Origin of the sequence: Planococcus faecalis (assembly GCF_002009235.1) — a bacterium.
In the GTDB taxonomy this organism is placed as follows: domain Bacteria; phylum Bacillota; class Bacilli; order Bacillales_A; family Planococcaceae; genus Planococcus; species Planococcus kocurii.
This window is the reverse complement of record NZ_CP019401.1, coordinates 64,761-76,996: the sequence shown is the minus strand read 5'-3', so window position 1 is coordinate 76,996 and position 12,236 is coordinate 64,761. Positions and strand designations below refer to the sequence as shown.

Annotated in this window: 10 protein-coding genes and 1 tRNA gene; 4 read left to right on the top strand and 7 right to left on the bottom strand. The window is 42.6% G+C overall.

The annotated features are described in order from the left end of the window. Positions 1-55 precede the first annotated feature (55 nt). On the bottom strand, positions 56-607 hold the full coding sequence (gene hpt, locus AJGP001_RS00335; RefSeq protein WP_071153234.1) for a hypoxanthine phosphoribosyltransferase: 552 nt from the start codon (positions 605-607) through the stop codon (positions 56-58). Between the two features lie 25 nt (positions 608-632). Further along, on the bottom strand, positions 633-2,030 hold the full coding sequence (gene tilS, locus AJGP001_RS00330) for a tRNA lysidine(34) synthetase TilS (protein WP_071153233.1): 1,398 nt from the start codon (positions 2,028-2,030) through the stop codon (positions 633-635). A 126-nt stretch (positions 2,031-2,156) separates the two neighbouring features. Here tilS and AJGP001_RS00325 point away from each other — a divergent pair. Further along, positions 2,157-2,230, top strand: a tRNA-Met gene (locus AJGP001_RS00325). Between the two features lie 165 nt (positions 2,231-2,395). Here the strand turns inward: AJGP001_RS00325 and AJGP001_RS00320 are convergent. Both AJGP001_RS00320 and AJGP001_RS00315 read right to left on the bottom strand, forming a co-directional pair. After that, positions 2,396-2,818 carry a S1 domain-containing RNA-binding protein gene (locus AJGP001_RS00320; RefSeq protein ID WP_058386773.1) on the bottom strand — a complete coding sequence of 141 codons (423 nt, stop codon included), beginning with the start codon at positions 2,816-2,818 and terminating at the stop codon, positions 2,396-2,398. 116 nt (positions 2,819-2,934) lie between these two features. After that, a complete protein-coding gene (locus AJGP001_RS00315; RefSeq protein ID WP_071153232.1) occupies positions 2,935-3,357 on the bottom strand; it encodes an FtsB family cell division protein in 423 nt (140 codons plus the stop codon). Between the two features lie 281 nt (positions 3,358-3,638). Between AJGP001_RS00315 and AJGP001_RS00310 the strand changes: the two genes are divergently transcribed. The 3 genes from AJGP001_RS00310 to argF are packed head-to-tail and all read left to right on the top strand — an operon-like array spanning position 3,639 to position 8,750. Beyond that, positions 3,639-4,709: a carbamoyl phosphate synthase small subunit gene (locus AJGP001_RS00310; protein WP_071153231.1), complete on the top strand. Its 1,071-nt coding sequence runs from the start codon at positions 3,639-3,641 to the stop codon at positions 4,707-4,709. Next, the gene (locus AJGP001_RS00305; RefSeq protein ID WP_078080005.1) at positions 4,702-7,800 is read left to right on the top strand and encodes a carbamoyl-phosphate synthase (glutamine-hydrolyzing) large subunit; all 3,099 of its coding nucleotides are present in this window, start codon (positions 4,702-4,704) and stop codon (positions 7,798-7,800) included. Before AJGP001_RS00310 ends, AJGP001_RS00305 begins: the two co-directional genes overlap by 8 nt. Then, positions 7,797-8,750: an ornithine carbamoyltransferase gene (gene argF, locus AJGP001_RS00300; RefSeq protein ID WP_078080003.1), complete on the top strand. Its 954-nt coding sequence runs from the start codon at positions 7,797-7,799 to the stop codon at positions 8,748-8,750. Before AJGP001_RS00305 ends, argF begins: the two co-directional genes overlap by 4 nt. Positions 8,751-8,799: 49 nt before the next feature. Here the strand turns inward: argF and AJGP001_RS00295 are convergent, their stop codons facing one another. Genes AJGP001_RS00295 through AJGP001_RS00285 form a run of 3 tightly spaced genes read right to left on the bottom strand, consistent with a single transcriptional unit; the run spans position 8,800 to position 12,156 of the window. Next, positions 8,800-9,090, bottom strand: a complete 291-nt coding sequence (locus AJGP001_RS00295) for an RNA-binding S4 domain-containing protein (protein ID WP_058386778.1) — start codon at positions 9,088-9,090, stop codon at positions 8,800-8,802. 1 nt (position 9,091) lies between these two features. Further along, positions 9,092-10,555 carry a bifunctional methyltransferase/pyrophosphohydrolase YabN gene (gene yabN, locus AJGP001_RS00290; RefSeq protein ID WP_078080001.1) on the bottom strand — a complete coding sequence of 488 codons (1,464 nt, stop codon included), beginning with the start codon at positions 10,553-10,555 and terminating at the stop codon, positions 9,092-9,094. Next, on the bottom strand, positions 10,552-12,156 hold the full coding sequence (locus tag AJGP001_RS00285; RefSeq protein ID WP_078079999.1) for a putative polysaccharide biosynthesis protein: 1,605 nt from the start codon (positions 12,154-12,156) through the stop codon (positions 10,552-10,554). Before AJGP001_RS00285 ends, yabN begins: the two co-directional genes overlap by 4 nt. Positions 12,157-12,236 lie beyond the last annotated feature (80 nt).

Here is a 12,236-nt window from a genome sequence, read left to right as displayed (position 1 = left end):
CAACGAAAAGCCCTTATTCTCGCCGTTAAATCCCCAGACTGTGAACGATCATTGTCTATTCTTCTTGTTCAGCGTAAATCGATGGCTTTAAAACACCGATGTAAGGCAGATTCCGGTATCTTTCTGCAAAATCCAGTCCATAACCTACAACAAATGCATCCGGCACTTCAAACCCAACGTAATCAGCTTTCAAATCTACTTTTCGTCCAGTTGGTTTATCCAGCAAGGTAACGATTTTAATCGATTTTGCTTTGCGGTATTTGAATAGGTCCACTAAATAGCTAAGTGTTTTTCCACTATCGATGATGTCTTCAATAATTAGTAGATCGCGTCCTTCGACACTAGCGTTCAAATCTTTAACGATTTTAACTTCCCCAGAAGAAACAGTGGCATTCCCATAACTCGAGACGTCCATGAAATCCATTTCAACAAAACCATCAATGCGCTTCATCAAATCTCCCATGAACGGCATTGCACCTTTTAATACCCCAATAGCTAATGGATATTTATCTTTGTAATCCTCTGTTAATATAGCTCCCAGTTCACGTGCTTTGTCCTGTAGCTGTTCTTCGCTAATCAATATTTCTTTAATATCGTTCTGTAACATAGTGGACCTCCTAATATTCCTTGTTTTACATGCTATATAATTGTTCAATTAGTACCCAATTATCTCCACCGCGCTTATGCTGACTAATTACGGAAGATGACCGTAAGCCTGGCACTAATAACAGTTCATTTGTGTCCGTCGCAATGACAGGCCAATTTTCTCTCCTAGGCATAGGGATTTTTTCATCAATCATTAAACGTGCCAGTTTTTTTGGCTGATCCATCCCAGCTAGCTGAATCCGATCACCCGGTTCTCTGCTCCGCAAAAAGAATGTAGAATCTTTTGGTGCTTGAAAATACCAAATTACGGCGTTTTCAACTTTTTCAAATTGCGCAGTAGGCATTATTTTGTAACGACATCCACTGTAAACGGGTGTCCAGTCTGCTTCAATAGCAATAGGTGCGAGTGTATCCTGTTGCCTTAGCGATTGCTGTTTGAAGACAACCAAATCGTATTGACGTGTTGCTATATAATTTTGCGGCAAATGCAAAAAGACAGTGCCAGATGAACTTTGCATCATTTCCTGCAGTTGTTCGACCAGTTGTCTCGTCACAGGAACTCGCTTCGGATTATATAGATAGTTTAATAGTAGTAGAACCATTCTTTTTTGTAAAGCACGCGCCTCAACTCTGAAACTTTTGGCAGACAACATAATTGCTCCATCTCTTCTCTGAATCAACCGTTGCAGTTTGTCTTTAGTCAACTCCTGAAGAAATTGCTGATCTTGCTGCATGTCTTCAGCGAGTTCTACGAAATTCTGAGAGACTTCTTTATTCTCTTCTTTGAGAAGTGGTAAAATCCGCTTGCGCAAGCGATTCCGTGCATATGTTATTTCACTATTACTCGAATCTTCTCGGTACGGAATTTCATAAAAATTGGCGTAAGCTGAAATTTGATCTTTATCTACCGCCAATTGAGGACGAATTAAAAAACCGTCTCCGAAAGGCCGGCTCGCTTGAATGCCAAAAGCACCATCTTGAAGACTGCCTCTCAACCCTGACATGAGGATTGTCTCAAGTTGATCGTCTGCATGATGCGCTGTAGCAAACTTATTAGCGCCCGTCTGCTTCATGATTTTCAAGAAATAGGCATAGCGTTCGGATCGGCACAATTGCTGCTTATTGCCGCCTTGTTCTTCTAAAATTTTTAGAATCGGAATAGCTCGACTAAAGCATTCAACTCCCCACCGCATAGCTGTTGCTTGTGTAAACAGATGATCTTGATGCGATTCTTCGCCTCTTAGCATATGGTCTACATGGACTGCCACAACTGAAATACCCAGTTCCTCTTTTTGTGCATTCAAAAAATGAAGTAACACCATGGAATCGATTCCACCTGAACAACCGACAAGCACCTTGTCTCCTTCTTGAAATAACTTATGCTTTTTACTATAGTGCATCAGTAACTCTTGAAAGTTTTTCATTTCTTCATTTCACCTGCCTATCTCCACTTTTAATACATTTATTGAGAAGGTGGACTAAATTGTTTTGAATTAGTAATTGACAGACCGAACATTCAATAGTATGCTATTAAATGTTCGTTTAAACAAGGCGGCGTAGCTCAGCTGGCTAGAGCGTACGGTTCATACCCGTGAGGTCGGGGGTTCGATCCCCTCTGCCGCCATCATAGTTTACTTTAAAGCAGTACCCTTCAAGGGTGCTGCTTTTTTTGTTTCAAAAAATCAATACCCAGACATAAAAAAAAACGCTCCCCATGGTGAGAAGCGTTTCAATATCAATTTCTAGCTGTGTTGAAGCATTTCCCTATACTATTAAAACAGCTAGCAAGTTAGCCTCTTTTTGCCCCTCTGCCGCCGCGCTTAGATTCAGTAGCGCGCTTCAAAGTCGTCATATTTTCTTCGCTGTCTTTCAAGAACTTTGCCATTTTCGTTTCAAAGTTCTCTTTTGGAGCGCGTTCAAATGAACGATTATTGCTTGGGCGTGGGCGTTGTGGTCGTTCTGTGCCGCCGGCTGGTTGTGGCTTCGCTTTACGAATGGAAAGGCCGATCTTACCGTCTGCTTCTACATTCATGACTTTCACTTCTACCATTTCGCCAACTTTAAGATGATCGTTAATATCTTTTACATAGTTGTCAGCGACTTCACTTATATGCACGAGGCCTGTTGCACCAGTTGGAAGCTGAACAAATGCTCCAAAGTTTGTAATACCTGTGACTTTACCTTCTAACTTGCTGCCTACTTCAATCGACATAAAAAAAATGCTCCTCCTTAAAAATTAAGGTGACTCCAAAATTCTGGGTCACGCTGTCATTTTGCGGGACTTGTCCCACTTTTTATTATAACCATCAAAAAAAGAGTGTCAACTGACTACTCTTTTTCTGCTGGTTTTTCTTCATCTTTATTTTCATCATGTGGCGTGGTAAAAATGATCTCTCCTTCTTCTGAAAGAAAGTAATCCTTACGTGCCAGCTTAGCTAAATACTCTTCATCATTTAATAACAAAATTTGTTCTTGTAGCTGATCTTGCTGCTTTTCAACTTCTTTAAGTTCTATCAGTGCTTCCTCACGAAGTTGTGCTTTTTCAGAGATTGTTTGTGTTTGTGCATAAATAGTCGAACCAATCCAAATCGTAGCCACCAGAATCATTAATCCAAAAACTGACAGTCTTCTAAATAATCGTACTCTGTGAGCCGATTTGCGTGCTTCCTCTACTTCTACCGAACGGACATAGTCATTGCGAATTGAGGTGACTTCGCGCTTTTCCGCCTTGTTGTCTCTCTTCAAACTCATGACCCGCTCTCCTTCCATACTAACTTTGTCATTATTATACATGAAATCCCTTGATATGATAAGCTTTTTCAATAATTTTCCCTATTTTCACTTCTTTCCTCCATTAATCGGCGAAATACAATTTTTTAATATCATAAAAATACAGTTGACTTAATTTTTATACAGACATATAATACTAATCATTATCTTTTTATCTATGCTAACGGATGATTTTTAGTTTAAATTTTAATTCTTATTTTATAAATATACATAATTAATGAATAAAATTTGGAGGGGAATAAATGACAGGTTTATTGACATTATCGAATGGGACAGCATTTAAAGGACGTTGGTACGGTAAAGCTTCTGCTATTCAAGGAGAAATCGTCTTTTTCACAGGCATGACTGGCTACGAAGAAGTTTTAACAGATCCGTCTTATAAAGACCAAATCATTGTATTTTCCTTTCCACTTATTGGTCAATACGGAATTCAATCTCTGTATGCACAGTCTGACGTTATTCAAGTAGCTGGCATCATTGTTTCAGGATTGTACGAAGGACCACTCCCTGATGGGGCGATTTCACTTGCAGAGTTTGCTAATAGTCATGAAGTTCCGATTTTCAGCGACGTCGATACACGTACCCTTATTCAACATGTTCGCGACTCCGGAACCATGCAGTCGCAATTAATTCACGATTCCTCGTCTGAGCTAGAGTGGCAAGCTATAAAAACCCACTTTTTTTCACCTATTGAAGAAACTGAAGAAATTCAAACGATCGGCTGTGGCTCTATCCACATAGGATTGATTGATTTTCATTACAAATCCTCCATTTTAAAAGAGCTGCTGAAGTTGGATTGTAAAGTAACCATTGTGCCTTACGCAACGCCGACAGAAAAGCTTGATTCACTAGAGCTTGATGGCTTACTTTTCTCCAATGGTCCTGGAGACCCAGCCGCTCTTCAACAGTTGTTGCCTATCTATCGTGACTGGGCTGAGCGCTATCCAAGTCTCGGTATTTGCCTCGGTCATCAAGTACTTGCTTCGGCATTTGGCGCGAAAACAACTAAGCTTGTCTATGGTCATCGTGGAGCCAATCATCCGGTTATGAACATGCAGACAAAACGTGTCAGCATGAGTTCACAAAACCATAGCTATGTGGTCGAAAACGATAGTTTAACCAATATCCCTTTTTCTGTACTTTATAAGAACGTCAACGACGACAGCATTGAAGGGCTCATTCACGATACTTTGCCCATAACTACTGTTCAATTTCATCCAGAAGCAGCACCTGGTCCCACTGATCATCTTGAATTGTTCCAGCAATTTTTGGCGGTGATTCACCAGCAAGAAGGAGCGAAACTGTATGCCTAAACAGCAACAAATCAAAAAAGTGTTAGTCATTGGGTCTGGTGCTATCGTTATCGGCCAGGCAGCAGAGTTCGATTATTCGGGTACACAGGCTTGTGTTGCTTTAAAAGAAGAAGGCATCTCTGTCATTTTAATCAACAATAATCCCGCAACGATTATGACCGACAAATCCATTGCCGATCGTGTCTACTTTGAGCCACTGACTTTGGATAGCATTACTGCCATTATTGAAAAAGAACGTCCCGATGGATTGCTTGCAACAGTTGGCGGTCAAACCGGTTTAAACTTGGCGATGACTTTATCTGATTCGGGCATCCTGACTCAATATGGCGTCACTTTGCTTGGCACTGACATGAAAGCCATCAAGCAAGCCGAAGACCGTGAGCAGTTTCGCTCGTTAATGCAGCAGTTAGGTGAACCTGTTCCAGACAGTGACATCATTTATTCAGTTGAAGGGGCATTAGCATTTGCGACTTCAGCCGGTTACCCTCTCATCGTGCGGCCTGCTTATACGCTCGGCGGCTTTGGTGGTGGAATTGCCGAAGATGAAAAAACCTATATCAAGCTGGTCAAGCAAGGATTAAGTGCCAGTCCTATTAAACAATGTTTAGTAGAAATCAGCATTGCCGGTTATAAAGAAATCGAATATGAAGTAATGCGCGACGTAGATGGCACATGCATCACTATCTGCAATATGGAAAATCTAGATCCTGTTGGTGTGCATACCGGTGACTCAATTGTAGTAGCACCCAGTCAAACTTTGAACGACAAAGATTTCCATATGCTGCGTAGCGCGTCTATTCACATTATTGAAGCCCTCGGTATTATCGGCGCTTGCAATGTGCAGTTTGCGCTACACCCGGAAACTTCGGCTTATTATTTAATCGAAGTCAATCCGCGGGTCAGCCGTTCTTCTGCTCTCGCTTCAAAAGCAACCGGTTACCCAATCGCTCGAATCGCTGCGAAATTAGCAATTGGCTATACATTGGCCGAATTGAAAAACCCAGTAACCGGCACGACATTCGCCAGTTTCGAACCCGCATTGGATTATGTGGCGGTCAAAATCCCGCGCTGGCCTTTCGATCAATTTCCACAAGCGGATCGCGTACTCGGCACTCAAATGAAAGCGACTGGCGAAGTAATGGCAATCGAAAGGTCCATGGAAGCGGCCCTGCAAAAAGCGATTCGTTCACTTGAATTGCCAATTGATGGCTTTCGCCTGGTAGCACTTTCGGAATTTTCTACAGAATATTTATGCGAATTAGCAAATAAAGCCGATGATCGTCGTTTGTTCGTACTCTTCGAATTGCTACTACGCGGCAAGTCCACCGACTCGCTTCATAACCTTACAGGCATCACACCATACTTCTTGTTTGTAATGGCTACTATCGTCACAGAATGGCAAGAGCTTCAGCAATTGGACTGGAACAGCATGACGCGCACTCGTCTTTTGAAGGCCAAAAAGCTCGGTTTCAGTGATCAGCAATTGGCTGACTTATGGACGATTCCTTGTTCAGAGATTTGGGGACAACGCCGACTTTGGCAAGTAACACCCACTTATCGAATGATCGATACGTGTGCCGCTGAGTTCCAATCGGATACAAATTATTTTTATTCGACATGGCAAGGCGTTTCAGACGTTACACGGGCTCATCACAAGAAAAAAGTAGCAGTTGTGGGTTCTGGACCCATCCGAATCGGACAAGGCATTGAGTTTGACTATTGCTGTGTGCATAGTGTTCTGGCTGCACAAAAGCTAGGCTACGAAGCCATTATGATTAACAACAATCCGGAAACGGTTAGCACTGATTACGAAGTGGCAGACGCTCTTTATTTTGAGCCCATCACACCCGAAGATATTCTCAATGTCTTGGATTTTGAAGGCATTACTCAAGTAATTCTTCAGTTCGGTGGGCAAACTTCACTAAACGTTGCGGCGGCCTTGCAAGAAGCAGGCATTACAGTTCTTGGATCGACAGTTGATTTGTTAGATCAAATGGAAGACCGTGATCGTTTTTATGCCTTCCTAGAATCGATCGACTTACCGACAATCCCTGGTAAAACAGCACTTGATGCTGCTGCTGTCATTCCAGCTGCTCGCGCCCTCGGCTTCCCAGTGCTACTGCGACCATCCTATGTTATCGGTGGACGCGGCATGATTGTTTTGCACAACGAAACCGAACTTACCAAATGGTTGCAACAAACAACGATGACATTCCCTGTACTAGTAGATCATTTTATTACCGGTAAAGAAGTCGAAGCCGACATCTTAACCGATGGCGAGCATGTCTGGATTTCTGCCTTGTTTGAACATGTTGAAGGAACCGGCGTTCACTCGGGCGATAGCATCGCGATAACGCCACCTGTATCGTTATCGGAAAAGGCACTACAAGAACTTTCTGACACTGCGACGCATGTCGCTAGAAATATGAATTATACCGGCTTATTCAATATTCAATTCGTTTACGAAAACGAACAATTATTTGTCATGGAAATTAACCCACGGGCCTCTCGTACAGCTCCCATTAGCTCCAAAGTGACCGATGTGCCACTCGTTCAACACGCCACGGCTTTATTGCTCGGAGTGCCTTTTGAAAAACTAGCTATCGGAAAAACCTATAACGGACAGCCTGAGTATACGGTTAAAGCACCAGTCTTTTCTCATATTAAATTGCCTGGTCTCTCTCCTATCTTGTCACCTGAAATGATGTCGACAGGTGAAGTGATTGGAACAAGCCCGAATTTAGATACCGCCTTAGCAAAAGCCTTAAACGGCGCTTCCGTTCAATTGGCGGAGCTCTCTTCCGGTGGGACGATTTTTGTTGCAGAACAGTCAGTCGATTACGTAGATCTCGCTCCCTGGCAAGCACTGGGCTTTCGTATTGTCACCGAGACCGTTATGCCTTTTGAGGACTGGTTGAAAACGGAATCGAAAAAAGCTTATATCGACTTTGCCCCTGACCCGGAAAGCACGAATGCGAAGCAAGCAGCCATTCACCGTCTCCACGTGTGGACACGTCCTGAAACAGTGGCTGCCTTTAACGGAACCTATTCATCCATTCTCTCACTATCAAAAGGAGTGCTTGCAAAATGACAATGACCACCCCATTTGCACCATCGATTATCCAGGAAAATTTCTTGTCTTTGAAAGATTACAGCACAGATGAAATTATGGATTTACTAAATCTCGCTATTGAACTAAAAAAACCTGAAAACAAATATTTACCGCTGTTACAAGGCAAAGTGCTGGGCATGATTTTCGAAAAATCTTCGACGCGTACGCGTGTTTCATTTGAAGCTGGTATGCTTCAACTTGGTGGCAACGCTATGTTCTTGAGTTCACAAGACACACAACTTGGACGTGGAGAAACCATTGCTGATACCGGACGTGTTTTGTCAGGTTATTTAGACGGGCTAATGATTCGTACGTTTCATCAATCTAGTGTTCAAGAACTAGCAGATTTTAGTTCAATTCCTGTCATTAACGGATTAACCGATGACTATCATCCGTGCCAAGTGATGGCTGATTTGATGACGATACTTGAGCATTTCGGTACCTTAAAAGGCAAAAAAATGGCCTATATCGGAGACGGCAATAATGTAGCTAACTCGTTAATGATCGGTGCCGCTAAAGTCGGCATGGATATAAGCATTGCTTCTCCAATCGCCTATGCTCCAAAACCAGAAATGATCGCTTTAGCAAAACAGATCGCACAATATACCGGTTCAACCATTGAAATTACAGACAACCCAGAACAAGCGGTTAGTGGAAGTGACGCCATTTATACGGATGTCTGGGCAAGTATGGGACAAGAGCAGGAAACCATTGAACGTTTCCAACATTTCCAAGGCTTTCAAGTAAACGAAAACCTCGTCAAACACGCTAAGACCGATTACATCTTCATGCATTGTTTGCCCGCTCACCGTGAGGAAGAAGTGACCACTGCTATTTTAGAAGGTTCGCAGTCCGTCATTTTCCAGCAATCTGAAAATCGGTTGCATGCACAAAAAGCAATTCTCGTTGCATTGATGGCTGATAAATAAGCAGAAAAAAGCCTTAGGAATCATTGGACCCCTAAGGCTTTTTCTGTTTTTACGCTTCGTCATCAATAAATTCAGGCTCAACTTTTTCTAGCTTTTCTTCTTTTAAGATGGTGTACATCGTAACAGCTTCTTCTTTTTTCGCTATTTCTTTCAGCCGATCAATACGTACCGTTACGATTTTTTGACCAAAACGAATTTGCAGTTCATCATTTTCTTTAATAACTGAGCTGGCTTTCGCTTTATTGCCATTTACTAGTATGCGACCTTGGTCAGCTACTTGCTTGGCTAACGTACGGCGTTTGATCAACCGGGATACTTTTAGAAATTTATCTAATCTCATTTCAGTCTTCCTTTCTTGCCAATAATTTGGCTTGGTTCCAAAATACATCTAACTGCTCTAGCGAATAATCACTAAAATCACCGGTTCCTTGTGTTACTTGCTGTTCAACATAATGGAAACGACTTTTGAACTTCTGATTCGCTTGCATCATCGCTTCTTCCGGTGACAAATCAAAGAATCGTGCAAGATTCACTAAGGTAAACAGTAAATCACCCAATTCATCTAATTGACGAGCTTTGGAACCATTCGCTATTTCTTGCTGGAACTCCTTCAATTCTTCTTGAAATTTATCCCAAGCTGCTGCTGCATCCGGCCAACTGAATCCGACCTTCGCTGCTTTTTTTTGATAATTAAATGACGTTGTTAAAGAAGAACTAAATCGTTCTTGGCCTTCTAATACAGAATCTGCTGCCGGTTTTTCCTGTGCTTTGATTTCTTGCCAATTAGCGATAACTTGCTCAGAATCGTCAACCGAAACATCACCAAAAACGTGCGGGTGACGACGAATCATTTTCGCACTAACCGCTTCAAGTACATCTTCTAATTGGAAATAGCCGTTATCTTGACCGATTTGAGCATGCAAGAACACTTGCAGCAATACATCGCCCAATTCATCAGCAATCGCTTCATCATCACCTTCTTGAATTGCCTGAAGCAGCTCATGCGCTTCTTCGATCAAATATGGACTTAAGGACTCATGCGTCTGCTCGCGGTCCCACGGACAGCCTTCAGGGCTTCTCAGTTTCGCAACAATACTACGGAAAGTTTGCCATTCTTTTAAGCGCTGCGTTTGTTGTGCAGCTGGCGGTACGTAGACAGTCGTCAAATTCGTCACTTCTGCTACGCGGTCTAATTCATGAAGCGGTACGGTCTGTAGCACTTCATCTTTAGAACCGGCAGCCGTCACAATCGTTACCGGATACTCATCCGGGTATTTTTCCATCAGCGTTAACTTTACTTCAGAGGCGCTAAAGCTGTCGTATACTTGTGCGATCAATAAATGCTGCGTCATATTTACTTGGTCGCTGGTCATTTCGGTGCCATCCATCAATTGAAAACCTTCGATTGGGTCAATACGAAGCGCACCAAACAAAGAATCTAAGAAACTATGCCCGCCTTCAATAACCAATTGGCAACGTCCCGCTTTTTCTGCCTCAATCAAATTTTGCACTGTTTGCTCGGCAACCAATGGATGACCTGGTACTGCATAAATGACTGATTTTTTTTCAGACAAGTCGATCAAGGTTTCTGCAATTTCTGCATATACCGGACTAAAGCTATCGTGTTTTTCATAAACCGCATCGAAACTTGTGAACGCTACGCCTTCTTGGACAAGTTCTGTCAATACAGGGTGATCCTCGGTTCGTACATATAAGTTAACTGCCGCTTTTAATTTTTTATAGACACCGAGCGGCAATTGGTCTAAATCTCCCGCACCGAGGCCAATAATGTGAATTGTATTCATCGCTTTTCACCTTTTTTCTTTGAATTTATTGCTAATTGTAATTTGGCTAGTTTGCGGCCGAACGGAATAATGTACCATTCCTTTTCTGTGATGATTCGACTTTTACCGATGATTGCCATAAAGATTAAAGCACCAAGTGGAATGGCGGTAGCCGTTGTTAGAAAAGCACCGAAACGACTAGATAAGTGATCAAACAAATAGTTATCAGCTAAAATTGACCAGCCGAATACTACGACAGACATTGCCAGCGCAGCACCGAAAAGCCAGCCATAATAGGAAAGTGGCGCAAATGTTATTGGCCATACCCGCTTAAAATAAAGCAATAAGCCCATTACTACGACCATCAAACCAATGTTTCCAGCAACAGCCGCGCCAGTTACTCCCCAGACAGGCAATAGTAACCAATTGCCGATAACTTTCACAACCATTCCCGTCACTAGCAATAAAGCTGGAACTCTGACCTTACCGAGTCCGTGAAGCATCGCTGTCATAATGAGTAGGAGTGACATCCAGACGATTTGCCAACTGAAAATAATTAACGCTCCAGACCGTTCACGCGTTTGAAATAAGGTTTCGTTAACGTATGGCATAACGAACGTCAGCCCAACTGCCGCTGCAAACGCAAATAAAAACGAGACACGAAAAGCTAAACGTGCGTACATTTCAGCTGGTCGACCACTGTCTTTTTTAGAAGTTCTTGCGACTAGGGGAACAATCGCTAACGTCAGTGAAGTAGCGATTAAAATACCGAATTGTACAAGCGGTTGCCCTCGATCGTAAATCCCTTTTTGCTCCATCGCAACAAACCGTCCCATGCCGCTTTCCTCGAGCAGACGAAAAACCGTAAACGAATCCACTAGCTGAAACAGTACCAAAATTAACGAGCTCATGCTGACGCTCAAACTCACTGCCGTCATTTCCTTAATAATGGGCCAAGCACGAACCGGTAACATCTGATTCTGCGTTTTTAAACCTCTGTTAAAGTAAACCAGTAGTAAAATAACTGCACCAAGTCCACCAATGGCCGCGCCAAGCATTGCCAGTTGTCCAGCAACGTATAAGGAAAACCCATTCGAGACAACCAGCCAAGCACCAGCCAAAATAACGGTGACACGTATTCCTTGTTCCAATACTTGAGCATATGCAACTGGCGCCATGTTGTTGGCGGACTGAAAATAACCTTTCAGCACTGCCAGTGGCGCCATCAATAGTACCGAAAACGCACCGACTTTTAGTAATGGATTTAACTGCAGATCCCCCATCCAACCTGCCAATAATTCGGCACCTGAAAACATGACAACGAAGATCACGACAGAAATGCCTGCTACATAAATGGCAGCGATGCGAAGAATCGCTCTGTGTGATTGCGAATTATAGTCTGCTAATAATTTGGAAATAGCAATGGCAAAACCGTAAGAAGTCCAAATGCCAAAAATCGCAACAAACGGATACACTTGCTGGTAAATGTAAAAGCCTTGGTCTCCTACAAGATTTTGAAAAGGTACTCGGTAAATTGCACTCAGCAACTTAACGATAAATCCTGCAATCGTCAGCAAGACCGCACCTTTCATAAATGATTTCATTGTGCCTTCATTGTTCAAAGGACTCACTCACCTCTTACTGATATGAACTAACTCTAATTATTCGGCCGATAAGTCCGGTGACAGTTGCGAAGTACGAA